This is a genomic window from Prauserella muralis, assembly GCF_003202285.1.
In the GTDB taxonomy this organism is placed as follows: Bacteria; Actinomycetota; Actinomycetes; order Mycobacteriales; family Pseudonocardiaceae; genus Prauserella_B; species Prauserella_B muralis.
The window spans coordinates 612,845-635,290 of record NZ_MASW01000001.1 but is presented as its reverse complement, the minus strand read 5'-3'; the positions used below and the strand labels follow the sequence as shown (position 1 = coordinate 635,290).

General features: G+C 71.2%; 21 protein-coding genes and 1 tRNA gene. 11 read left to right on the top strand and 11 right to left on the bottom strand.

Going from position 1 to position 22,446, the window contains the following annotated elements; all coding sequences use genetic code 11:
- Position 1 precedes the first annotated feature (1 nt).
- The 4 genes from BAY60_RS03905 to BAY60_RS03890 all read right to left on the bottom strand — a co-directional run bounded on the left by BAY60_RS03905 (position 2) and on the right by BAY60_RS03890 (position 5,045).
- Entirely contained in the window at positions 2-2,725 is a 2,724-nt protein-coding gene (locus BAY60_RS03905) for a helix-turn-helix transcriptional regulator (protein ID WP_112279427.1), read from the bottom strand.
- A 51-nt stretch (positions 2,726-2,776) separates the two neighbouring features.
- A complete protein-coding gene (locus BAY60_RS03900; protein WP_112279426.1) occupies positions 2,777-3,343 on the bottom strand; it encodes an NADPH-dependent FMN reductase in 567 nt (188 codons plus the stop codon).
- A 338-nt stretch (positions 3,344-3,681) separates the two neighbouring features.
- The gene (locus tag BAY60_RS03895; protein WP_112279425.1) at positions 3,682-4,107 is read right to left on the bottom strand and encodes a YkvA family protein; all 426 of its coding nucleotides are present in this window, start codon (positions 4,105-4,107) and stop codon (positions 3,682-3,684) included.
- A gap of 11 nt (positions 4,108-4,118) precedes the next feature.
- Positions 4,119-5,045: a glycoside hydrolase family 43 protein gene (locus BAY60_RS03890; protein ID WP_112279424.1), complete on the bottom strand. Its 927-nt coding sequence runs from the start codon at positions 5,043-5,045 to the stop codon at positions 4,119-4,121.
- Positions 5,046-5,209: 164 nt separating this feature from the next.
- On the opposite strand from BAY60_RS03890, the gene BAY60_RS03885 reads away from it, so the two are divergent.
- From BAY60_RS03885 to BAY60_RS03875, 3 genes are all read left to right on the top strand, one after another.
- Positions 5,210-6,400: an MFS transporter gene (locus tag BAY60_RS03885; protein ID WP_112279423.1), complete on the top strand. Its 1,191-nt coding sequence runs from the start codon at positions 5,210-5,212 to the stop codon at positions 6,398-6,400.
- Between the two features lie 76 nt (positions 6,401-6,476).
- On the top strand, positions 6,477-6,935 hold the full coding sequence (locus BAY60_RS03880) for a MarR family winged helix-turn-helix transcriptional regulator (RefSeq protein WP_112279422.1): 459 nt from the start codon (positions 6,477-6,479) through the stop codon (positions 6,933-6,935).
- Between the two features lie 149 nt (positions 6,936-7,084).
- A tRNA-Lys gene (locus BAY60_RS03875) sits at positions 7,085-7,160 on the top strand.
- An 18-nt stretch (positions 7,161-7,178) separates the two neighbouring features.
- Here the strand turns inward: BAY60_RS03875 and BAY60_RS03870 are convergent.
- The 3 genes from BAY60_RS03870 to BAY60_RS03860 are packed head-to-tail and all read right to left on the bottom strand — an operon-like array spanning position 7,179 to position 10,748.
- Entirely contained in the window at positions 7,179-9,350 is a 2,172-nt protein-coding gene (locus BAY60_RS03870) for a xanthine dehydrogenase family protein molybdopterin-binding subunit (protein WP_112279421.1), read from the bottom strand.
- The gene (locus tag BAY60_RS03865) at positions 9,350-10,309 is read right to left on the bottom strand and encodes an FAD binding domain-containing protein (RefSeq protein WP_112279420.1); all 960 of its coding nucleotides are present in this window, start codon (positions 10,307-10,309) and stop codon (positions 9,350-9,352) included. The genes BAY60_RS03870 and BAY60_RS03865 overlap by 1 nt, the downstream gene beginning before the upstream one ends.
- Entirely contained in the window at positions 10,296-10,748 is a 453-nt protein-coding gene (locus tag BAY60_RS03860; RefSeq protein WP_112279419.1) for a (2Fe-2S)-binding protein, read from the bottom strand. Before BAY60_RS03860 ends, BAY60_RS03865 begins: the two co-directional genes overlap by 14 nt.
- 220 nt (positions 10,749-10,968) lie before the next feature.
- Here BAY60_RS03860 and BAY60_RS03855 point away from each other — a divergent pair, with 220 nt between their 5' ends.
- On the top strand, positions 10,969-11,538 hold the full coding sequence (locus tag BAY60_RS03855; protein WP_112279418.1) for a TetR/AcrR family transcriptional regulator: 570 nt from the start codon (positions 10,969-10,971) through the stop codon (positions 11,536-11,538).
- Between the two features lie 98 nt (positions 11,539-11,636).
- Positions 11,637-12,206, top strand: a complete 570-nt coding sequence (locus BAY60_RS03850) for a dihydrofolate reductase family protein (RefSeq protein ID WP_112279417.1) — start codon at positions 11,637-11,639, stop codon at positions 12,204-12,206.
- Between the two features lie 13 nt (positions 12,207-12,219).
- Here the strand turns inward: BAY60_RS03850 and BAY60_RS03845 are convergent, their stop codons facing one another.
- Complete coding sequence (locus tag BAY60_RS03845) at positions 12,220-13,065, bottom strand: NBR1-Ig-like domain-containing protein (RefSeq protein WP_112279416.1); 846 nt, start codon at positions 13,063-13,065, stop codon at positions 12,220-12,222.
- Positions 13,066-13,337: 272 nt separating this feature from the next.
- On the opposite strand from BAY60_RS03845, the gene BAY60_RS03840 reads away from it, so the two are divergent.
- The 4 genes from BAY60_RS03840 (at position 13,338) to BAY60_RS37770 (ending at position 17,112) form a co-directional block, all read left to right on the top strand.
- A complete protein-coding gene (locus BAY60_RS03840) occupies positions 13,338-14,192 on the top strand; it encodes a peptidoglycan-binding domain-containing protein (protein ID WP_245992312.1) in 855 nt (284 codons plus the stop codon).
- Between the two features lie 39 nt (positions 14,193-14,231).
- The gene (locus BAY60_RS03835) at positions 14,232-15,095 is read left to right on the top strand and encodes a M23 family metallopeptidase (protein ID WP_112279415.1); all 864 of its coding nucleotides are present in this window, start codon (positions 14,232-14,234) and stop codon (positions 15,093-15,095) included.
- Positions 15,096-15,131: 36 nt separating this feature from the next.
- Complete coding sequence (locus tag BAY60_RS03830; RefSeq protein WP_112279414.1) at positions 15,132-15,959, top strand: peptidoglycan-binding domain-containing protein; 828 nt, start codon at positions 15,132-15,134, stop codon at positions 15,957-15,959.
- A gap of 493 nt (positions 15,960-16,452) precedes the next feature.
- Positions 16,453-17,112 (top strand): transglycosylase SLT domain-containing protein, encoded by a 660-nt coding sequence (locus BAY60_RS37770; RefSeq protein ID WP_245992311.1) that lies wholly within the window; start codon positions 16,453-16,455, stop codon positions 17,110-17,112.
- An 89-nt stretch (positions 17,113-17,201) separates the two neighbouring features.
- Here BAY60_RS37770 and BAY60_RS03820 read toward each other — a convergent pair whose 3' ends face one another.
- Positions 17,202-17,588, bottom strand: a complete 387-nt coding sequence (locus BAY60_RS03820; RefSeq protein WP_112279413.1) for an SCO5389 family protein — start codon at positions 17,586-17,588, stop codon at positions 17,202-17,204.
- A 241-nt stretch (positions 17,589-17,829) separates the two neighbouring features.
- Here BAY60_RS03820 and BAY60_RS03815 point away from each other — a divergent pair, with 241 nt between their 5' ends.
- The gene (locus BAY60_RS03815; protein ID WP_112279412.1) at positions 17,830-19,110 is read left to right on the top strand and encodes a choice-of-anchor B family protein; all 1,281 of its coding nucleotides are present in this window, start codon (positions 17,830-17,832) and stop codon (positions 19,108-19,110) included.
- Positions 19,111-19,175: 65 nt separating this feature from the next.
- Here BAY60_RS03815 and BAY60_RS03810 read toward each other — a convergent pair whose 3' ends face one another.
- Entirely contained in the window at positions 19,176-21,116 is a 1,941-nt protein-coding gene (locus BAY60_RS03810) for an N-acetylmuramoyl-L-alanine amidase (protein WP_112279411.1), read from the bottom strand.
- A gap of 254 nt (positions 21,117-21,370) precedes the next feature.
- Here BAY60_RS03810 and BAY60_RS03805 point away from each other — a divergent pair, with 254 nt between their 5' ends.
- On the top strand, positions 21,371-21,580 hold the full coding sequence (locus BAY60_RS03805; RefSeq protein WP_112279410.1) for a hypothetical protein: 210 nt from the start codon (positions 21,371-21,373) through the stop codon (positions 21,578-21,580).
- Here the strand turns inward: BAY60_RS03805 and BAY60_RS03800 are convergent.
- Positions 21,577-22,443 (bottom strand): ABC transporter permease, encoded by an 867-nt coding sequence (locus tag BAY60_RS03800; protein ID WP_112279409.1) that lies wholly within the window; start codon positions 22,441-22,443, stop codon positions 21,577-21,579. The genes BAY60_RS03805 and BAY60_RS03800 overlap by 4 nt on opposite strands.
- Positions 22,444-22,446: the final 3 nt, after the last annotated feature.

Sequence of the window (22,446 nt, the reverse complement as noted above, 5' to 3'; positions counted from 1 at the left end):
ATCAGCCGCTCTCGCCCAGTTCCAGTTTCGCCAGCTCGCCGCGGGAGGCGACGCCGAGCTTCGGATACGCCTTGTACAGGTGGTAGCCGACGGTTCTCGGGCTGAGGAACAGCCGCGAGCCGATCTCACGGTTGCTCAGCCCCGCGGCGGCCAGCCGCGCGATGCGCCGCTCCTGTGGGGTCAGGCGCTCGGCGGCCCGGGCCGCCGAGGCTGCGGTGGTCAGGCTCTCGCCACTGGCCCGCAGCTCGGTGCGGGCCCGCTCCGCCCACGGTGTGGCACCGAGGCGGTCGAACTGTGCGACCGCCGAGCGCAGCAGCGCACGTGCCCTCGCGGGCCTGCGGGCGCGGCGCAGCCACTCGCCGTAGAGCAGCTCCGTGCGTGCCCTCTCGAACGGCTGCCCGCCGTCGGCGGCGTGCAGCTCCACGGCGCGCTCGAACAGCTCGGGCTCCCCGAGCAGCGCCCGCGAGCGCAGGGCCACCGCCAGCGCACCCGGCCTGCCCGTGCGCTCGGCCCAGCAGACGTAGTCGGCGAGCCAGGCGCTCGCGCGCTGCGGCTGCCTCGCCCGCGCGGCGGCCTCGACCAGGTCGGGCAGCACACGGACCGAGTCAAGCGGGCCGGCCTCCCCGGCGAGCGAGGTCAGCCGGTCGAGCGCCGCCTCGTGCCTGCCGAGGCCCAGGTCGAGCAGCCCCAGCGCTGCCGGGGCGAGCGCAGGGTCCGCCACGGCCGCGAGGGTGCCGGTGCGCTGCTCGGCGCCCTCGATGGCGGCCAGCCTGGCGAGCGTCCCGGCGAGCGTGCCGAGGCTGCGCCGCTGGCCGATGTCCTCGGCGATGCGCCTGCCCTCGCTCGCGTCGGCCAGCGCGGCCTCGTGGTCCCCCAGCTGCAGCCTGGCCTCGGCGAGCACGGCCAGCGCGTGGGGCAGCACCCCGTCCGCGGTCTGGGCGCGCGCGTCCGCGGCGACACCGGCCGCAAGGTCGTGCGCCGTGAGGTCGTCGCCGAGCAGCAGGTGCAGCCGGGCGAGCTCGGCCTGCCCCCGCAGAGCCAGCGGCTGGTCCGTGCAGTGCAGCGGTAGCTCGTCCTGCTCGTCGAGCAGCGAGCGCAGCGCGCTCGTCGCCTCGGCGACCCCTGCGGTCGCCGCCGTCGCGAGCCGGCGCACCAGCGGCGCGTCCGGCAGGCCCAGCTCCTCCGCCAGCGCGCTCGCGGCGCGGGTCGCGTCGGGTTCACCCGCCGACCAGGCCGAGGCCGCCGCCCAGAACAGCAGCTTGCCTGCCAGGGACGGTTCGCGGGCGGCCACCGAGCCCGCCGTCCGCGCCAGGATGCGGTGTGCCTCCCGCGCGTTGCCGTGGTCCTCCGACAGGGTCGCGTGGATCATCGCCGCCCAGGCCTGCGCCACCGGGTCGCTCAGCTGGGTCGTCGCCTGGAGGGCCAGCTCGCACGCTCGCTCCAGCTGACCGGCGTCGGCGGCCGCCCTGGCTGCGGCGGTGAGCCGCCTGCCGCGTTCGTCCTGCGCGGGGCTGAGCGCCGCGGCCCGTTCGTAGGCGTCTGCGACGGCGACATAGCCGCCGCGGGCCCTGGCGCGCTGGGCGGTGTCCTCCAGCGCGCGGGCCACGTGCTCGTCGGGGCCGGTGCTGGCCGCGGCGAGCTGCCAGGCCCTGCGGTCGGCGTTGTCCTCGCTGTCGAGCACCTCGGCGAGCGCGCGGTGCGCGGCGAGGCGCCGGGCCACCGGGGCGCTCTGGTAGGCGGCCGCCCTGATCAGCGGGTGGCGGAAGCCGATGCAGTTGTCGGTGAACATGATGAGCTGCTCCAGCTCGGCCGTGCGCAGGTCCTCGATCGAGCAGCCCAGCAGCGTGGCGGCGTCCAGCACCGTGCCGGTGTCGCACGTGCCGTCCGCCGCGGCCACCAGCAGCAGGGTCGCCGCGCTCTCCGGCAGCCCGGCGATCCGGTCGGCGAAGGAATGCTGGATGCGGCTCTGGGTCGGCAGGCCGGGGATGCCGCCGAGCCTGCTGCCCGCCCTGCCCTCGCGGTGCGCGGCGGAGAGCTCGATCAGGGCGAGCGGGTTGCCGCGCGCTTCCGCCGCCACCTCCTCACGCAGGTGCCGGGGCAGGTCGCCCGCGTGCAGGACGAGCAGCTCCTCGGCGGCGGCGGGTTCCAGTCCGCTCAGTCGCAGCTCCGGAACACCCGCGCTGGGAAACGGCGGGGCGTGCACGTCGCGGGCCGCGAACAGCAGCAGGGCGCGGTGCTCGCCGATCCTCCTCGCGGCGAAGAGCAGGGCCTCCGCCGAGGCCCTGTCGAGCCAGTGCGCGTCGTCGAGCGAACACAGCACCGGTCGCTCGCGGGCCAGCAGCGCGAGCAGCCCGAGCACGGCGAGGTTGGTGCCGAAGCGGTCCGCGCGGCCGCCGGTGCCGGTGCCGAGCGCGCGGCGCAGGGCGGAGGCCTGCTCGGCGGGCAGTTCGCCGATCCGGTGCAGCACCGGGTGCAGCAGCAGGTGCAGCCCGGCGAAGGGCAGGTGCGCCTCCGCCTCCACGGCGCCGCCGTGCAGCACCAGCGCATCGCCCGCCGTGTCGCGGGCGTGGCGCAGCAGCGCGGACTTGCCGATGCCTGCCTCACCGCGGACGACGAGCGCGTGACCGCGCCCGTGGCGGACGTCGCCGAGGAGCCGGTCGAGCGTGGCCAGCTCCCCGGCGCGCCCCAGCAGCGGGGGCGTTGTCGAGAGCGGACTCAGTGTCATGCCGCCACTCTGCAACCTCGATTATAGTCGAGGTCAACTGTCCTCTTCGGATCAGGCTGCGTAGGGGCGTGCCGTGCGGGCGTCGCGCAGCGCGTGGCCCCACCAGGCGAGCTGGTCGAGCATCGCCTTCGCGGCCGAGTTCGCAGACTCGGTGTCGCGCGGCATGCCGTCGTCGTCGAAGACGGTCCAGAAGTTGTGGAAGCTGATGGTCGCGCGCACGGTCGTGGCGTGGAGCTCGCAGAACACGTGCCGGAGGTGCTCGACGGCGCGCAGGCCACCGGCCATGCCGCCGTAGGAGACGAACCCCACCGGCTTGGCCTGCCACTCGCGTGCGTAGTGGTCGATCGCGGTCTTCAGCGAGGCGGGGAAGCTGTGGTTGTACTCCGGCGTCACCACGACGAACGCGTCGGCGGCCGCCAGCCGTTCGCCCAGCGGTCGCACGTCACCGGTGCTGTCGAGAGCCGCCGAGAGCCGGACTTCGGCGAGGTCGATCACGTCGACCTCCATGTCCTCGTGCTGTTTGGCCTGGCCGGCGAACCATGCCGCGGGAACCGGGCCGAACCTGTCTTTGCGGGTGCTGCCGATGATCACGGCCAGCCTCAGTGTGGTGTCGGACATGGCCCCGACGGTAGGAATCCGCACCGGCGCTCGGCATCTGTCAGGTGACTGGGCCGATGTCCGGTGCGCCGCGCGATCACATAGCGAAGTCGGCATGTGTCACTCGGCTAGTGGTGTCCGTCGCGACTGGTCTGTTCCTACCGTGGGTTCGCGGGACAGGCGTTTCGCTGTCGAACGATTGGAGGTCGGCGATGAGCGGATGTGGTTGCTGCGGTTCCTGCACGGGCCCCAACTGCGGTTGCTGCGGGAAGTGCTGACCGACTGACACGTCGCCGCGGGCCCGGCCGGGCTCGCGGCGAGGTGGCGTGTGGCGGTTCCACCGGTGGGACCCGGGCGCCTCAGCGCCGCTCGTGGCCGGACAGGCCGGTGATCCTGCGCAGCGCCGCGAACCCGTCGGGCGTGCCGGGCCAGTGCCGTTCGACCGTGGCGAGCCCGGCACGGCGCACCACCGAGCGCAGCACGGCGGCCACGACGATCGCGTCGTCGGCGTAGCCAAGGACTGGCACGAAGTCCGGGACCAGGTCGAACGGTAAGGCGAGGTAGGCAAGCAGCAGCCAGATCCTGACCCGCGCCCCGCGGGGCAGTTCCCGGTCGGCCGCGAGCCGGCGCACCAGCCGGAGGACGTCAGGCAGCAGCCGCACCGCCTCGCGGAGCAGGTCGCCTCGCGGCCGCAGCGCGAGCAGCGCGGCGATGAGCGCGAGCCACGTGACGGCGAGCGCGACCGCGGCGCCCAGCAGCACGTCCCACCACCACGATCCGGTCACGACCGCAAACGTTAGCCCGCGACCGGCCGCGGGCCATCCCAGCGTAGCGGCGCGCCATAGAGGGCGCGCACGGATTTCGCCCCGGGTAGCCAGCCGTGGAAGTACAGCCGGTGCCCCGCCACGTCGGCGCCGCCCGGCGACCGCACACCGACGGAGTCCGTGGTCAGCAGCGCCCTGCCGGCCTTGGTGTAGGGCCCGCCCAGGGTGGGCGCTGTGGCGTAGCGGGTCTGGTAGGCGCGGCTGCGGAAGTCGTTGGCGGCGTAGAGCAGCACGAACGCCGAAGGCCGCTCGACAAGGACGGGTGCCTCCACGACGCCGTCCTCGTGCGGCCGGTCGGCGCGCAGCAACTCGACGGCCGGCCCCGCGAGGCGCAGGCCGTCCGGCGTCGTCGGGCGTAGCCAGATGCGTGCGGGGTGGGAGTCGGTCTTGTAGAGCAGGTACCGGCTGCCGTCGGAGCGCACGAAGCTCGCGGGATCGATCGTGCCGTGGAGCTCGGGCTGGCACAGCAGTGGCTCGCGGCCGACCGGCTGGAACGGGCCTGCGGGGGTCGGCGCGAGTGCGGCGCCGAGGCACATCAGCCGGTCGCCTGCCCGCGCCATGGAGAAGTACATCAGGTAGTCGCCCCGCGGCCGCCGGGACACGTCGGGGGCCCACGCGCCGACGTCCGGGGCGGCCCAGGCGGGCGGCGTCGGGAGCGCATCGCCCAGCAGTCGCCAGTTGTGGCCGCCGGCGTCGGCCATCGCGTACGGAACGCGTTGCTGCTTGCTGCCGGTGGCGTAGCCGTACTGCCAGCCGCCGAACCGGCTCACCTCCGGGTCGGGGAAGTTCTCGGCCAGCTGCGGGCGCGGCGCCGTCTTCGATGCGGGTGCGGGCGGGATGCCGAGCAGCGTGAGAAGCAGGGAACCGGCTGCGGTCAGGGTCGTCAGTCGTGATCTCACGGCGCCCGGCTACCCCGGAAGATCACCGGGCAAATCTCCCGATCCGGTGACGGGTGCCGCGCCAGGCGTTTGCAATATACTGCGTATGCAAGTATTGTCGCTGCAAGTAAGGCGCGCTTGCAATGATGCCGCGCGCATCCTCGCTGACCCGAAAGCGACCTTCCATGCCGCTGGCACTTCTCGCCCTGGCCATCGGGGCCTTCGGAATCGGCACGACCGAGTTCGTGATCATGGGACTGCTGCCCCAGGTCGCCACGGAGTTCGACGTCTCGATTCCCACCGCGGGCCTGCTGGTCACGGGATACGCACTCGGGGTGGTGCTCGGTGCGCCCGTGATGACGGTGCTGGGCACCAAGATCCCGCGGAAACGCATGCTCATGCTGTTGATGGGCCTGTTCGTCGCGGGCAACCTGCTCTCCGCGGTGGCGCCGGCGTACGGCGTGATGCTGGCAGGGCGCACCCTCGCCTCGCTCGCGCACGGCGCGTTCTTCGGCATCGGCGCCGTGGTGGCCGCCGAGCTCGTGGCGCCGCACCGCAGGGCGAGCGCGATCGCCCTGATGTTCACCGGGCTGACCGTCGCCAACGTGGTCGGTGTCCCCGGCGGCACGCTGATCGGGCAGTCGCTCGGCTGGCGGTTCACGTTCGCCCTCGTCGCGGGGCTGGGCCTCGTCGGGCTGCTCGGGATCGCCCGGCTGGTGCCCGACCTGCCGAAGCCGCAGGGAGTGCGGCTGCGGCACGAGATCAGGGCGCTCGGCAACGTGCAGGTCCTGCTCGCGATGGCGATGACCGTGCTCGGCTTCGGTGGCGTGTTCGCCGCCATCACCTACATCGCCCCGATGATGACCGAGGTCGCCGGGTTCTCGGAGGGCTCGGTGACCTGGCTGCTGGTGCTGTTCGGGCTCGGCATGGTGGCGGGCAACCTCGTCGGCGGCCGGTTCGCCGACCGGGCGCTCATGCCCATGCTGTTCGTCGCACTGGGCGCGCTCGCCGTGCTGCTCGCCGTGTTCGCGCTCACCGCGCACGACCAGGTGGCCTCGGCGGTGACGATCGTGCTCGTGGGAGCGCTCGGCTTCGCGACGGTGCCGCCACTGCAGAAGCGGGTCCTCGACCAGGCGCACGGCGCTCCCACGCTGGCGTCGGCGGTGAACATCGGGGCGTTCAACCTCGGCAACGCGCTGGCTGCCTGGCTCGGCGGGCTGGTCATCGCCGCGGGGTTCGGCTACACGGCACCGAACTGGGTCGGCGCCGCCCTCGCGGCGTCGGCTCTGGTGCTGGCCGTGCTGTCGGCGGCGCTGGAGCGGCGTGCCGCCGCGCGGGCCCGGACAGTCCTCGCGGCCCCGGTCGCCGCGAGTTAGTTGCACGAGCTGATTGTTGTGCGCGATTGGTAGCCTGGTATCGAGCACCTCCGACGATGCCGACGAAAGGCCGACCATGGGAATCGCCGACGACGCCGTGCAGGTCCGCGCGCGAGGCTGGCGGACCCTGGCCGCGCTGCACGGGCTGATCGAGACCGCGCTGGAGCGCCGGTTGCAGGCGGACCACGGCCTGTCGGTGGTGGAGTTCACCGTGCTGGACGCCCTCTCGAGGCAGGACGGCTGGCACATGCGGATGCAGCAGCTGGCCAGGGCGGCGGCGCTCTCGCCGAGCGCCTCCACCCGGCTGGTGAACCGGCTGGAGGAGCGGGGACTGCTGACCCGCGTGCTCTGCCGCGACGACCGCAGGGGCATCTACACCGAGCTCACCAAGGCGGGCTGGGCGCTGCTGGAGCATGCCAGGCCCACCCACGACAGCGTGCTCGCCGAAGCGCTGGTCGAGGCGCAGCACCTGCCCGAGCTGGCGCCGCTGGTGGAGGCCCTGCAGCACCTGCCGGACCCCGCCCCGGCCGGCTGAAAGCCGGACTGCCGGGGCGGGGCGTGCGCCGGTCTCTCGCGCTGCCCGAACGGCATGCCGGACGCACGATCCCAGCCGTTCGCCCGCTGCCGAGCGGAGGTTCCCCACTTCACGAGGCAGCCTTGGCGCCCCGCTAGACTCCTCGCCGAGGGCCGTTAGCTCAATTGGCAGAGCAGGGGACTTTTAATCCTCGGGTTCTGGGTTCGAGTCCCAGGCGGCCTACCAAGCCCGGCGCGTCAGGCTTCAGTCCAGCAGGTCCTCGATCCTGATCGGGATGTGGCGCACGCGGATTCCGGTCGCGTTGAAGATGGCGTTCGCGATCGCCGCCGCCACGCCGACCGTGCCGATCTCGCCGAGCCCCCGAGCGCCGACGGCGTTGTGCAGCGTGTCCGGGTACTCGACGAGGTGCACGTCGATGTCCGGGATGTCGGCGTTGACGGGCAGCAGGTAACCGGCGAGATCGGCGTTGGCGAACCGCCCGCTGCGCTCGACCTCGAAGCCCTCGTGCAGCGCCGCCGAAACGCCCCAGATCATGCCGCCCGCGAGCTGGCTGTAGGCCGCCTGGTGGTTGATGACCCGGCCCCCGTCGAACACCCCGAGCATCCGCGAGACCCTCGGCTCCCGGGTCAGCCGGTGCACCCTGACCTCGACGAACTGGGCACCGAACGAGCTGAACGAGTGCTTGGTCAGCTCCTCGCCGGGCGCCGACGACCCGACCACCGACAGGCTGGGCCGGCCCACCGCGCGCAGCACCTCGCCGAAGGTCATGCTCCGTCCGTCGCCGTGCACGCGGCCGTCGGCGTAGCTGACCTCCTGACCCGCGAACGGGGCGCCGGGTGCCGAGGCCACCGCCAGCAGCTCGTCGATCAGCTGAGCCGCGCCCGCCATGATCGCCGTGCCGGTGCTGGCCGTGGCGGTCGAACCGCCGGACATGCCACCGGGCGGCAACGCCGAGTCGCCGAGGCGCGGCGTGATCTTGTCAGCGGGAATGTCCAGGGATTCGGCGCCGATCGAGGACAGCACGGTCAGCAGGCCGGTTCCGGGATCCGCGCCGCTGGTCTCGACGTCCGCGGTGTCGTCCGCGCGCAGCGTGATCCCGACCGAGGCCGGGAATCGCAGGGCGGGGAACATCGCCACGGCCACGCCCATGCCGACGAGCCAGTCGCCGTCGGTGTGGCCCCGCGGTGAACGGTCCGCCCAGCCGAACCGTTGCGCGCCGATCCGGAGACACTCGTCGAGGTGCTTGCTCGACCACTGCAGCTCGTTTCCGGGCGGTGCGAGCGAGTTGTTCCGCTGCCGCAGCTCGATCGGGTCCATGTCCAGCGCGACGGCCAGCTCGTCCATCGCGCTTTCCAACGCGAACGAGCCGGGCGCCTCTCCCGGCGCCCGCATGAACGTCGTCGGCGGCAGGTTCAGCGGCACGATCCGCTGACTGATCGCCAGGTTCCGCGTCGCGTACCACTCCCGGGACGTGCCGTGCGACGTCGGCTCGATGAACGAGCGCTCGGTGTCCGTGTTGCACCACGAGTCGTGCCGCAGCGCGACGAGCGAGCCGTCCCGCTCCGCGCCCAGTGCGATGCGCTGGACCGTCGCCGCGCGGCCCGCCGTCGCCGTGAACACCTGCTCCCGGGTCAACGACGCCTTCACCGGCCTGCCGAGTGCCCGCGACGCGGCGGCCGCCAGGAACGCGGGCACCGACGTGCGGCCCTTGCCTCCGAAAGCGCCACCGACGAACGGGTTCACCGCGTGGACCCGCGACGGGTCGAGTTCCAGCGCCATGGCCAGTTCGGCCGCCTGCAGGTCGCTGCCCTGGTTTCCGCTGTAGACGGTGAGCGAGCCCTGTTCCCACACCGCGACCGCGGAATGCGGCTCCATCGGCGTGTGGTTCTGCGGCGCCGTGTGGTATGTGGACTCCACGACCACCGGGCTTTCCGCCAGGGCGTCCTCGATCGACTCGACACCGGCCGCGAGCACCGTCAGCGTCGGCGGCGCGGACACGTGCCCCGGCGCCGCCTCCACCGCGGTCTCCAGGCCGTCCTCGAGTGAGGTCAGCGCGGGCAGCTCCCGGTAGGTGACCTCGACCAGCATGGCGGCGTCCCGGGCCTGCTCGAACGTCTCCGCCACGACGAACGCGACCGGCTGCCCGTGGTAGGTGATGGCCTTGTCCTGAAGGGGAACCCACGTTTGGCCGATGATCGGCATCGTCGGCGTGCGCAGGACCAGCGGGTCGAACGGCGAGTACACCGCGAGCACGCCCGGCGCGCTCTTCGCGGCCGTGACGTCCATGCTCTCGACCTCGCCGTGCGCGATGGTGCTCACCACCACGTAGCCGTACACCATGCCGGGGACGTTGTTGTCCACACCGTACTTCGCGCGGCCGGTGACCTTCAGCGGCGCGTCCACCCGTGCGGCCATCAGCGACTCCCCTCGGTGACCTCGAGCAGGGCGCGGACGATCGTCCGCGGCAGCAGGGACAGCTTGAAACCGTTCTGCGGCAGGGGGCTGGCGCCGTCGACGGCCCGGGAAGCCGCCTCGGCGAACGAGTCCTCCGTCGCGGGCTTGCCGCGCAACGCCGCCTCGACGGCCCGAAGCCGCCAGGGCACGGTGGCGACGCCGCCGGCGGCCACCCGGGCGTCGGCGACGATCCCGTCCCGGACGTCGACCGCGACGGCGGCCGAGCACAGCGCGAACTCGTAGGACTGGCGGTCGCGCACCTTGACGTAGGTCGAGTTGGCGGCCCAGTCCAGGCGCGGCACGCGCACCTCGGTGATGAGCTCGCCTGCGCGCAGATCGTGTTCGACGTGGGGGGTGTCGCCGGGCGTGCGGTAGAAGCGGGCCAGCTCGACGGTGCGTTCGCCGTCGGGCCCGGCGAGCCGGATCTCGGCGTCGAGCGCGACGAGGGCGACGGCCACGTCACTGGGGTGAGTGGCGACGCACGCGTCACTGGTGCCGAGAATCGCGTGCATGCGGTGGGCGCCCGGGATGGCAGGGCACCCGGTGCCGGGTTCGCGCCGGTTGCAGGGCATCGCCACGTCGCGGAAGTACGTGCAGCGGGTGCGCTGCATCAGATTGCCGCCGATGCTGGCCATGGTGCGCAGCTGCTGCGACGCGCTCAGCTGCAGTGCGCGGGAGATCGCCGGGTACACGCCCGGATGCGCGGCGATGTCGGCCAGCCGTTCCAGCGCACCGATCCGCAGCCCGTCGGCGGTGTCGATGCCTCGCAGTGGCAGTCCGTTGATGTCCAGCACGTGTCGTGGCGTGAGGACGTCGAGCTTCATGAGGTCGACGAGAGTGGTGCCGCCGGCCAGGTAGGTGCCGGACGACGCGAGCGCGTCGTCGACGGTGGTGGGGGCGGTCAGTTCAAAGGCTCGCATCGGCGCTCCTCGCCTGCTCGACTGCCTTGACGATGTTCGGGTAGGCCGAGCAGCGGCACAGGTTGCCGGACATGAACTCCCGGACGTCCTCCACCTCCTGCTCGACCGCGGCCACGGCGGACATGATCTGGCCCGGCGTGCAGAAGCCGCACTGAAGGGCGTCCTGGTCGGCGAACGCCTGCTGCACCGGATGCAGTTCGTCCGGTGAGGACAGTCCTTCCACGGTGGTGACCGGCTTGGCCACGGTGGCGGCCAGCGTCAGGCAGGACAGCACGGGCCTGCCGTCGACGTGCACCGTGCACGCGCCGCACTGGCCCCTGTCGCAGCCCTTCTTGGGCCCGGTGATCCCGAGCCGCTCGCGCAGCGCGTCGAGCAGGGTGACGCCGGGATCGACGCTCAGCTGTTCGACGTGCCCGTTCACTTCGAGTGAGATGTCCACTGCTTCTTCCCTGGCGACGTAGGGGTTGTGGTGGGCCGCCCCCGGGCAGGCCGACCGGAAACCCAAGCGGATACTTATCCGGTCAGGTGAGACCAAGCTATCGGATTACTATCCGCTTCGCAACGAACGGTACACCCGGAGCAACTCCAGGTGCGGGCGTTTAGCGTGGTGGTCAGGGCGCCGAACGAGCGTCTCCGGCGCAGGTGGATCGGGAGGAACGATGACGACGGGTTCGGTCAGCCCGCGGCGTGCCGACACCCGGCGCAACCACGAGCGCATCCTCGCCGTGGCGGCCGAGGCGCTCGCCGAGTCGGCCCAGGTGTCGTTCAACGCGATCGCGAAACAGGCCGGGGTCGGCGTCGGCACGGTGTACCGGCACTTCCCCACGCCGGAGAAGCTGATCCTCGCCGTCTACGACCGCGAGGTGCGGCACCTGGTGGACGTCGTGCCGGAACTGCTGGAGCAGGCCGGTCCTGCCGAAGCCTTCCGGGCGTGGGCCACGGACCACGTCGCGCGGTACGCGATGACCAAGCGCGGCCTGGCGGAAGCGCTCGCCGTGGCGACGGCGCACCGCGGCTCGCTGCCGTTCAGCGGGGTCGAGTCCATCCTCGGTGCGATGGAGGAACTGCTGCGGGCCAACGTCGAGGCTGGACTGGTGCGGCCGGACGTGGACGCGGAGACCGTGATGAGCGGGCTCATGGGCCTGCTCTTCCTCGACCCCGACGACGACTGGCAGGGCCGGACGGCCGCACTGGTCGACCTGGTGTGGCGGGGCATCCGCACAGGCTAGGGATTCTTTTCTCCGGGGCTGTCGAATGGCGGCCTGCCCGTTCGACGCGTTGCCGAGACCAGGACAGCGCCCACCGGGCCAGGAGAAAGGACAGTCCCATGGCACGCGTCATTTCCGACATGTCGATGTCGCTCGACGGTTTCGTGACCGGACCGAACGACAGCCGCGAGAACCCGTTCGGCGACGGCGCGGGCATGCTGCACGACTGGTTGTTCGACAGCGCCACCGACGACGACCGGGCACTGCTGCAGGAAGGGCTTGCCGGCACCGGCGCGGTGGTGATGGGCCGCAGGTCGTTCGACAAGTGTGTGGAGATGTGGGGCGAGCACGGCCCGCTCGGTGGCGCCCCGTGCTTCGTGGTCACGCACCACGAGCCGGCCGAGTCCCATCCCTCGACGTACACGTTCGTCACCGACGGCGTGGCCAGCGCGATCGAGCTGGCCAAGAACGCGGCCGGGGACAAGGTCGTCGGCCTGCACGGCGCGACCGTGATGCAGCAGTGCCTGCCGCTGGGACTCGTCGACGAGATCCACGTGCACGTGGTCCCGGTGCTGATCGGCGGGGGCACGCGGCTGTTCGACACGCTCGACTCGGCGGTGACGCTGGAGCGTACCGGCGCGCTGACCACCCCGGCCGCGACACACCTGCGGTTTCGGGTGGTGAACTGACCGGGCACGGTGCCTATTCGCGCACCCGCACCTCGAAGTAGATGGGACGGTAGCCGGGCATCAGCATCCGGCCCGACTCGTCGACCATCTTCCAGCGCACCCTGCAGTCGACCGGTGCTGTCGCGGGAGTCCGCACCGTCACGGTGATCTGCACGTTCTGCTGGGGACGCGTGTGGTTGACCGGAATGCGTTCGGGGGTGCTGCAGTCGTCGGGACCGATGGGCAGGTCGATCCGTTGCAGGTAGCGGTTCCGCCATTCCACTGAGCCGGTGTTGCGGATCTCCCAGACCTTCACGAACTGCGAATCGGGCTTCACGACGGTGCCGTCGGGGTAGGTCACGTCGCGGAGGAACTTGCTGGCGTCGCCCTCGTGCACCATGGCGCGCAGGTCGGCGGCGCCGGATTCCGTGCCGTCGGCCGAGGTGGTCCGTACCACCACGACGGCGATCAGCGCGACGGCGGCGGCGGCCAGTGGCGCGAGCAGCCACAGCGGCCGCCGTCGCACCCGGGACCGGCCGGACCCGCCCTCACCCGGGTCCGGGCCGGTCGCGGCGGGCTCGTCGTGGTCGGCGGGCACGGCTCGGCGCTGTTCCTCCGACAGCGCGAGCGACACCTCCTGCCAGCGCGCATGCCACTGCGCCTCGTCCCCACCGCAGGCGCGCACGAACTCGCGCACCGTCTCCCAGGGTTGCAGGCGACGCCCCGTGATCGTGAGATGCAGCGTGGCGTGCGAGACGGCGCCCGACGTCGCCGCCATGCGGCGGAACGAGGGCGCACCCGCCTGCTCGCGCAACCGCCTCAGCTCCGCCATGAACTCTTCGAGCGGGGCCGGTCTCTCCACGGCTTCCGGTCTGGGCACGCTGTCCTCCCTGGGCGTACCGGTCAGCGTCGCTGCGCCGCCACAGAGCTGTCAATTTGACACGACTTGTCGTCTCATCTTGTGGCTTGTCAACGCCGATGCGCAAGGGGCCGCCGATCCGGCGGCGAACAGGGCGGCTCCGGCGTCTGCCCACCGCACAGCGCTGTCATACGGGCCCTTCTGACGTCAGGAAGATCGTCACCCGGGTACCGGACCGCGCGCAGCCGGGCCAGGGTCGCTTCCGTGTTGTCCATCGACGCAAGGAGCGGCTCGTGAGAACACCACCGGCCGGAGCCGGCATCGCCGCAACGGTCACGGGGCTGGCGGCACTGGCGGCCGTCCCGGCCGCCGCCTCCGACTCGCCCGGCTCGGGCCCCGCCGACGCGACGGTCGACATGGCGGCGGTGCTGCGTGCCGCCCAGATCGACCCGCAGCGCCCGGACCAGACGATGACGCCCGGCGCGGGTGCCAGTGTCACGGCCGTCGAACAGGCCCTGCGCGCGAAAGGGCTGCTCGGCCCCCAGTACGTGGACGGCCACTTCGGCACGAGGACCGTCGCGGCCTACGCCGACCACCAGCACTCACTCGGCTATGCAGGGCTCGCCGCCAACGGCCTGCCCGGTGAGGAGTCGCTGCGGCGGCTCGGCGAGGGCCGGTTCGACGTCACTCATGTCGTGAGGCCCGGCACCCGCACCACCCACACCGGCAAGGTCGTCAACGCCCGCACCAAGGCGATGCTGGTGGAGGCGCAACGGCTGCTCGGCCGCACGCTGGTGGTCGACCAGGGTTCGTACAACCCCGGGGGCGACCCGACGTCCGCCGGAACCCATGACGGGGGCGGGGCCGTCGACATCAACGTCGACGACATGACCACGGCGACGCGGACGAAGGTCGTGACAGCGCTGCGAAAGGTCGGTTTCGCCGCGTGGCACCGGACGCCCGATCAGGGCGACTGGCCCCATCACATCCACGCCATCGCGCTCGGTGATCCGGACCTGTCGAGCCCGGCCCAGCACCAGGCAGGTGACTACTACCTGGGCCGCAACGGCCTCGCCAACGAAGCCCCCGACGACGGACCGGAGGTGAAACCCATCCGCACGTGGGAGCAGTACCAGCGCACCCGCTGAACAACCCGCCACATGATCACGCGAACCACGGAGAACCCCATGAGACTCAGCAGAAGGCTCGCAGCACTCGGCGCCGTCGCGGCCACCACCGCGGCCGCGCTGTTGGTCGGCGGCGCACCGCAGGCGTCGGCCGCACCGAACTTCCAGATGCCGTTTCCGTGCGGTTACACCGCCACCGCCGCGACGTTCAGCGGTCACCGTCCCGCCAACTCGGTGGACTTCCAGAAGTCCGGCATCACGGGCGACACGGTGGTCGCCTCGGCCGCGGGCACGGTGACCCGGGTCGACAGCACGGCCCCCGGCGAGAGCTACGGCAAGTGGATCGAGATCAGCCACGGTGGCGGCTGGACCACCAGGTACGCCCACCTGTCGGTGCAGTCGGTGAGCGAGGGCCAGCAGGTCGGCCTCGGCACCAAGATCGGCGAGGCGGGCGCGACCGGCGGCGTCACCGGCCCGCACCTGCACTACGAGCAGAACCACAACGGCAGCACCCGCAAGGCCGTGCTGAACGGCCGGTCCGTGCCCTACTACGGCCACACCTCGTTCACGAGCAAGAACAACTGTGCCGGCGGCGGCGCCAACCCGTACACCCCGAAGGAGGTCTGCGGATCGGGTTACTCGGTGATCGACCGCCACGCGCTCGGCAGGGCCGGAACGGTGTATCTGATGTACAACTCCGGCAACGGCAACAACTGTGTCGTCACGCTCAAGTCGGCCTCGCTGGACACGAAGACCGCGGCGTCGGCGTTCCTGGAGGTGAAGGACGGCTCGCGGACGACCGACTCCGGCCAGTACACCTACTATGCCGGTCCCGTGCGCAAGAAGGCCCCCGGTACCTGCGTGCAATGGGGCGGTTCCCTCGGCTCGCAGAAGTACACCAGTCCGTTCGAGCACTGCGGCTGACCTCGCCGCCATCCCCTTGCACAGGAAGGAGCGATCATGCGCACACTCGCCACCGCCGTGGCGCTGACGGTGCTCTCGGGCGCGCTGCTCGGCGCGACGGGCACGGCCGCCCCCGCGCCGAGCGTCGCCGCGCCCGCGACGACGGTGAACATGGAGGCCGTGATCAAGGCGGCCATGTGGGATCCGTACAAGTCCGGCCAGGATGTCACCGACGGGTCCGGGCCGAGCGTGACGAAGGTCGAGGATGCCCTCGCCGACAAGGGATTCCTCGCGAGCAAGTACGTCGACGGCCACTTCGGCACCTCGACGGTCAGCGCCTACGCCGCCTACCAGCGCTCGCTCGGCTACAGCGGTCTGGCCGCCAGTGGCCTGCCGGGCAAGGGGTCGCTGTCCGCGCTCGGCAAGGGCCGCTACACGCTCACCCGCGTCATCAACATCGGCGGCCGGACCACAATGGACGGTGAGCCGGTGAACCGGCGCACCGCCGACATGGTGAAGGCCGCGGAGAAGCGTGCCGGCGTGAGCTTCACCGTGACCCAGGGCTCCTACGGGGGCGTCGACGCCTCCGGTGGCACCCACGACGGCGGCGGCGCCGTGGACATCTCGGTCCGCGGTCTGCCGAGCAGCACGGCCGCGGTGAAGGCACTGCGTCAGGTGGGCTTCGCGGCGTGGTACCGCTCGCCGAGCCAGGGCCCGTGGGCCGCGCACATCCACGCCGTCGCGATCAGTGACACCGACCTGTCCCCAGAGGCCCAACGGCAGGTCGGCGCGTACTTCGAGGGCCGCAACGGGCTGGCCGACAACGGCAAGGACGACGGTCCCCAGGTGAAGAAGGTGACCTGGGAGGAGTACCAGCGCAGCTGACGCAGGCGACCGGGGGTGTGCCCGGCCGGGCTGCACCACATCTCCCCAATGCGGCATTCGTCACGTTGAACGCCACCAATGCCGCATTGGGGAAGTTGAGCGCCACCAATGCCGCATTGGGGAGCTTGCCGCGCGGCTGGGTGTGGTGTGAGTAACCGGGTGGCGGCGGGGTTGCTCGGGATCGGCGACTTGATCTGTGTTTCATGACACGCGTTGGTGACGTACCCGTGTCCTTTTCGTAACCTCGCTGGGGCGCCGCGCGGCGATCGGTGCCCTGTGGAGCCAACGACGGTGTCCACACGGGACTTATCGCGCGCGGCTCCGCCGTCCAGGCCCCCGACTGGACGGCAGATCCCGCATCCCCGAAGGAGACCACGTCATCGTGGCTTGGAACCCCCTGCCGCGGCGTGCCGGAAAACACGCCGCGCGACGATCCCCGACCCGAAACCCCGACCCGTTCGACCAGCCTGCCGCTCATGCCGTCCGGCGGCGCGTGAGCACGGCAGTGCTCGTCGCCGCGGTGGCCGGACTCGCAGGCAACGGCGCGCTCGCCTACGCCGGTGACGAGCGGCCAACCCCGGCCCGCGCCACCGACGTCACCACCGAGGCGTCCACCGAACCCTCCGCCGAGTCCTCTGCCGAGGCTTCGTCCAGGACCGCACGGCACACCGCCAAGGCCGGCCAAAGGAAGCACCAGGACCAGAACGCGAGCGAGACCCGGGTGCCCAAACCCGGAAAGAAGAAGGCCGTCACCATGCCGGGCAAGCCCGCTCGCGCGGCGGCGCCCGCTCCCGCCGACCCGCTCGGCCGGTGGATCTCGAGGGCCATCGCGATCATGCGCTCACACGGCGTGACAGTGTCCGCGGCGTACCGCGACGAGATCAGGACGATCATCGACAGGGAGTCCAGCGGCAACCCCCGGGCGATCAACCGCTGGGACAGCAACGCGGCCAGGGGCACCCCGTCGAAGGGCCTCATGCAGACGATCGACCCGACGTTCGACGCGTACAAGCTGCCCGGGCACGACGACATCTACCACCCGGTGGACAACATCATCGCCGGCGTCCGGTACACACTCGCCCGCTACGGCGGCTTCGCGAACCACCCCGGCCTGGCCTCGATGGCCGCGGGCGGCGGCTACCAGGGCTACTGACCACGCCCGCGGTTTGCGGATATCGCGATAATTGCATCGATTCGGCAAAGGCCTGCCGCGCGAGTGCGCCCGCGGCAGGCTTTTGCCGGTCAGCAGTTCAGCAGTTCCGGTTTCTGGTTCAGAATCTGTGCCCTCGGTGAGGTGAACTCCTCGTATTCGGCCTCCGCCGACGGGTCGAAAAGCCCCACCTTGCAGCAGTTCTGGAACGCCATGCGAACCCCGAAGCGGCGCTCCACCGCCGCGCGCATGGCGTTGCTCGACACCAGCCGGAACAGCTGGCCCCAAGCGGCCTCATCAGGTGGAACGTCGGAGTTGACCACGTAGCGCGCTCCGTTGGCGCGCAGCTTCTCCGCCGTCTGCTCCACCACGGACCACGCGTACGGCAGGGAGTCCTGAATGCAGCGAATGAAATCGTCGTCGCTGATCTCCCCGGTCTGAGCCTGCTGCAGCAATTCCGGGGGAACGGTGAGCGACATGGCGTCTCCTCTGGTTTCGCGAACAACTGCCGGAAATCGACGCTAGTCGCATTCCGGGGGCCTGCGCGAGTGCCGAACGGTGTGAATCTGCGGCGGCCCGGACGCGGCGGGTCACGCTGCGTATCGACGGCGGTGACCCCGCGCGGTTCGCCCGAATAGTCCTTGTGTCCTGGCTCACAGAGGTATGGGGTATCGGGGCACGAAAGCGGCAGAACCCGCGTTTCGAAAGGACGGGAGGGCTATGAGAGCGATACTGGCTACCGCGGCGATCGCCCTGCTCACCGCGGCCGTCGTCGGCGCCCCGCAGGCCTGGGCGCACGAGCAGGCCTTCGACCAGGTCTCGCCTCCGACCATGGAGGAGCGCCAGACCGAACTGCAGGCGGCACCCAGCGGTACCGCCAAATGCGTCAACGGCCTGGCGGCCGGCACCTACGCCTGTGACGGCATCGACATGCTCGACCACCTCTGGCTCGAGGATCTCGGCCTGAGCTTCGCCAACGACATGTGGGGCTGGACCGATCCGGCGACCCAGAAGGACTACGCGATCATCGGCGGCACCGAGGGCACGGTGTTCGTCGACATCAGCAACCCCACCGACGCCACCGTGGTCGGCATGCTGCCCGCACACGTCCTGGACCCGAACCGGCCGTTCTGGCGGGACATCAAGGTGTACGGCAACCACGCCTTCGTGGTGTCCGAGCAGATCCCGCACGGCATGCAGGTGTTCGACCTGACGAGGCTGCGGACCGAGACGGGCACGTTCACCGAGGACGCGCACTACCCCGGGTTCGCCAACGCGCACAACCTCAACATCAACCCCGGCACCGGACTGGCCTACGTGGTGGGCACCAACACGTGTGCGGGCGGGCTGCACATGGTGGACGTCTCCGCGCCCGAGAGCCCCACGTTCGCGGGCTGCTTCTCCGAGCACGGCTACATCCACGACACGCAGTGCGTCGTCTACTCCGGACCGGACGCCGACTACGCGGGCCGGGAGATCTGCTTCAACTCCAACGCCGCGAGCGACGGCAACTTCGTGTCCATCGTGGACGTCACCGACAAGTCGGCGCCCGTGCCGATCGCGAGGATGCCCTACGCCGAGAGCGGCTACAGCCACCAGGGCTGGCTCACCCCGAACCAGCGGTACTTCCTGCACGGTGACGAGCTGGACGAGCTCGACCACGGCATCAACACCAGGACCCGCATCTGGGACATGGCCGACCTGGACAACCCGCAGCACATCGGCACGTTCGACAACGACACGACGTCGATCGACCACAACATCTACACCGAGCGCAGGCTCGCCTACGCGTCGAACTACACGTCCGGCCTGCGCGTCTACCACACCGGCAAGATCGGTGAGGGCACGTTGAAGGAGGTCGCCTACTTCGACGTGTACCCGGAGAACGACAACCCCTCGTTCGAGGGTGGCACGTGGAGCAACTACGGCTGGTTCAAGCGCGACGTCATCGGCGTCAGCACCATGGACCGCGGCCTGTTCGTACTGAAACTCCGGAACTGACTGACACCGCACCCGCCGACGCCGGGGCACCTGCCACGGGTGCCCCGGCGTCGGCCGCGTCCAACTCAGTAGCGGCGGGCCACCGCGCCGGTGCTCGGCTTCCAGACGATGTAGCCGTGCTCGAAGTTGCTGCGCCGTCCACCGGAAACGGCGAACTCGTCACTGGTCGGGTAGCCGAGGAACGAGCGCTCCCAGCCGAGCTGGCCCCACTTCGTCTTGATGGCGCCGTAGATCGCGTGCGCACCCGTGGAACCGGTCCAGTACACCGAGCCGTGCTGGAAGTGGTTGTAGCGGCCGCGGCCGTCCGGGGTGCCGTGCTCGTCGCTCTTGGGATAGCCGAGCGGTCCGCGTTCCCAGCCCAGCTGTGCCCACTTGGCGCGGATAGCGCCATAGATGGCGCGGGCGCCGTAGCTGGGCGTCCAGTAGATCGACCCGCGCTGGAAGTGGTTGTAGCGGCCGGTGCCGTCGGGCGTGCCGCGCTCGTCCGTGGTCGGGTACCGCAGCGGGCTGCGCTCCCAGCCGAGGCTCGCCCACTTGGTCTTGATCGCGCCCCGGATCTCGTGCGCGCCGGTGCCGTTCGTCCAGTAGATCGAGCCGTTCGACCCCGCGAAGTGGTTGTAGCGGCCGACGCCGTCCGGCGTGCCGCGCTCGTCGCTCTTGGGGTAGCCGAGGTAGCCACCCTCGGCGCCGTGCCGGGTCCACGTGTCGCGGATCGCGCCGCCGATGACGTGCGCGCCCGTGGCTTCCGACCAGTACACGGACTTGGTGCCGGACGCGAACGTCGTGCTCAGCCCACCGTTGGCCGCACCCTGCTCCAGCCGGAACACGCCACCGAGGCCGCCGGAGTCGGCGCCGTCCGCGGTCCAGCGCTGGTAGACCGGGCTCGTCGTCCACTCGCCCATCAGCTCGGTGACGCGCTGGCGGATGGACGGCAGCTGCTGGTAGCCCAGCTCACCGGGGCACTCGGTGGCGCCCACGTCGCGGTGCCCGTAGATGGTCGGCAGGGTCACCTCGGTGCCTTCGGGGTACTTCGACGTTCCGCCGCCGCCGGAGGTCAGCGTCACCGTGCCGTTGGGATCGCGGTAGCCCCTGGCGAGCTTCCACGCCACGAACTGCGACACGGCCTCCAGCTGTGCGCTGCTCGGCGCGACGTCGGTGAAGGTGCCGAGCATGGAGACACCGACGGTGAACTTGTTGAAGCCACCCGCGTGCGCGCCCCACACCGGCCGGTCGAGCCCGCCGAAGCGGCCCTCGAAGATCTGGCCGTACTTGTCGACGAGCACGTTGTAGCCGACGTCGCACCACTGCAGCGTCTGCGCGTGGTAGGCGTAGATGCCGCGCACGATGCGCGCCGAGTCGGCGGCCGTGTAGTCGTTCTCGCCCGCCGTGTGGTGGATCGTCGCGGCCTTCACGGTGGGGCTGTACTCGACGCCGATGCCCTGCTGCTGGAAGCATCCGGTGCGGATCGACTCGTCGGCGCCCCAGGCCGCGCGGCTGACGATCGTGGGGCGCGGGGTCGTCACACCGGCCTTGGGCGCGATGCCGTCGCCGCTGCTGGTGCCCGGGTCGATCAGCACGGCCGTCAACGACCGGGCCGGCACGGTGGTGCCGTCGCGCTCGGCGCGCACCCGCAGTGCGGTCGAGTCGCCGACCCAGGCGGGCTCGCTGGCGGCGCTCCGGCCGCGCTGACCCTTGTCGAGCCCGTCCACCGCCTCCAGCTCGATCCACTCGCCCCAGCTGCCGCCGGTGTCCCTGGCCTGGATCTCCAGCATGTCCGGAGCCGGCCCGGCCCAGCGCACGGCGGCCATCGCGAACGGCTCCTCGGGGGTGAGCTCCCGCACCTCCGCGGCCCGGGTGAGCCCGCGTGCCGCGGTCAGCGGCACCGACTCGATGACGGGCTTCACCGCTGCGGGCGTGCCCGGCGGCGGCGCACTCGCGGCGGACACGACGGGAACCAGCCCCAGCGGTAGCGCGATGACCGCGGCGGTGATCAATCTCGGACGCACTCGACCCCCAGACGACATTGGATGGACGCTCAACACGAAAAACGCCGCGGACGGCGCGGCGGGCCCGCGGATGTTAACCCGATCGGGCGACGCTGGGTCAATCGGTTGATCCCGAAGTTGATCGGCCTGTGATCTTCCTGGCCCGCCAGCCACTCACCGTCCTGTCTGTTGGTGAATCACTGGCGGCGGATCCGTTGCCGGGCAACAGGTTTCGTGCTGGCGAAGCGAGGACCGTGGCAGGCAGAATCGTCGCCATGTTGGCTTCCTCCCGCGCCCGGTCCCGCTTCGTGGCGGTCGTGCGTCAGCTGGCCACCGATGTCGCCTTCGGCATCGACGCCGCCAGCGCCATCCGGCACGGCGGCCCGCCCCGGCCGTACCCGCCGAGGCGGACCCGTCGCCGCCAGGTGTGCCTTCCCCGTCACGCGGAGACCGTGCGGCTCGGCGAGTACCCGCCCGCCGGCTAATCGGTGCGGTTGAACAGCGCCACACCCGCGGCCACGATCAGGCCTGTGCACGCCAGCGCCACGAGCACCTGAACCCCGCCGGGCACCACCCAGCCACCCCACGTGATGGCCGGGTCGAACGCGGCGCGCGCCGCCGGGGGCAACTCGAGGTGGGCGAACACCGCCGAGCGCATCGGCTGCACGACGTAGGTCAGCGGGTTGATCTTGGTGAGCACCGCGAGCCAGTCGGGCAGTCCCGCCATCGGGAACAGCGCACCGGACAGGAACATCATCGGCGTGATGATCAGCTGGGTGGCGGGCATGGCCGCCTGCATCTGCTTGATCCGGGCCGAGATCAGCACGCCGAGAGCGGTGAGCATCAGTGCGCCCACGAACAGCAGCGCGAGCAGGGTCAGCAGCAGCAGTGGATCGTAGGGAACGCCGACAACCCCGGCCAGCGCCAGCAGCACCAGCGTCTGCAGCGTTGCCGTGGTGGCGCCGCCGAGACACTTGCCGAGGATGATCGCGGACTTGCTCACCGGCGCCACGAGCATCTCCCGCAGGAACCCGAACTCGCGGTCCCACACGAGCGAGATCCCGGCGAAGGCCGCGCTGAAGAGCACCGACATCGCCAGCACGCCGGGGAACAGGAACGTCCGGAAGTCGAGCCCGCCGCCGGTGTCCACCACGCCGGCCAGCCCGGTGCCCATCACGAACAGGAACAGCAGCGGCTGCAGCAGCATCGCCACCATGCGGGTGCGGTCGTGCCGGAACCGGATCATCTCCCGCCGCCACACCATGGCCGTGGCACGCAGCTCGTGGCCGAGCCCGCCCGCGACGACCCGGTCCGGCCGCGCGTCACGAAGGGTCTGGATCGCGTTCATCTC

What these genes read in the sequence shown, in the direction of transcription:
- BAY60_RS03905 (WP_112279427.1), bottom strand. Translation starts at nt 2,725, where the DNA reads ATGACACTGAGTCCGCTCTCGACAACGCCCCCGCTGCTGGGGCGCGCC.
- BAY60_RS03900 (WP_112279426.1), bottom strand. Translation starts at nt 3,343, where the DNA reads ATGTCCGACACCACACTGAGGCTGGCCGTGATCATCGGCAGCACCCGC.
- BAY60_RS03885 (WP_112279423.1), top strand. Translation starts at nt 5,210, where the DNA reads ATGCCGCTGGCACTTCTCGCCCTGGCCATCGGGGCCTTCGGAATCGGC.
- BAY60_RS03880 (WP_112279422.1), top strand. Translation starts at nt 6,477, where the DNA reads ATGGGAATCGCCGACGACGCCGTGCAGGTCCGCGCGCGAGGCTGGCGG.
- BAY60_RS03870 (WP_112279421.1), bottom strand. Translation starts at nt 9,350, where the DNA reads ATGGCCGCACGGGTGGACGCGCCGCTGAAGGTCACCGGCCGCGCGAAG.
- BAY60_RS03865 (WP_112279420.1), bottom strand. Translation starts at nt 10,309, where the DNA reads ATGCGAGCCTTTGAACTGACCGCCCCCACCACCGTCGACGACGCGCTC.
- BAY60_RS03855 (WP_112279418.1), top strand. Translation starts at nt 10,969, where the DNA reads ATGACGACGGGTTCGGTCAGCCCGCGGCGTGCCGACACCCGGCGCAAC.
- BAY60_RS03850 (WP_112279417.1), top strand. Translation starts at nt 11,637, where the DNA reads ATGGCACGCGTCATTTCCGACATGTCGATGTCGCTCGACGGTTTCGTG.
- BAY60_RS03835 (WP_112279415.1), top strand. Translation starts at nt 14,232, where the DNA reads ATGAGACTCAGCAGAAGGCTCGCAGCACTCGGCGCCGTCGCGGCCACC.
- BAY60_RS03830 (WP_112279414.1), top strand. Translation starts at nt 15,132, where the DNA reads ATGCGCACACTCGCCACCGCCGTGGCGCTGACGGTGCTCTCGGGCGCG.
- BAY60_RS03820 (WP_112279413.1), bottom strand. Translation starts at nt 17,588, where the DNA reads ATGTCGCTCACCGTTCCCCCGGAATTGCTGCAGCAGGCTCAGACCGGG.
- BAY60_RS03815 (WP_112279412.1), top strand. Translation starts at nt 17,830, where the DNA reads ATGAGAGCGATACTGGCTACCGCGGCGATCGCCCTGCTCACCGCGGCC.
- BAY60_RS03805 (WP_112279410.1), top strand. Translation starts at nt 21,371, where the DNA reads ATGTTGGCTTCCTCCCGCGCCCGGTCCCGCTTCGTGGCGGTCGTGCGT.
- BAY60_RS03800 (WP_112279409.1), bottom strand. Translation starts at nt 22,443, where the DNA reads ATGAACGCGATCCAGACCCTTCGTGACGCGCGGCCGGACCGGGTCGTC.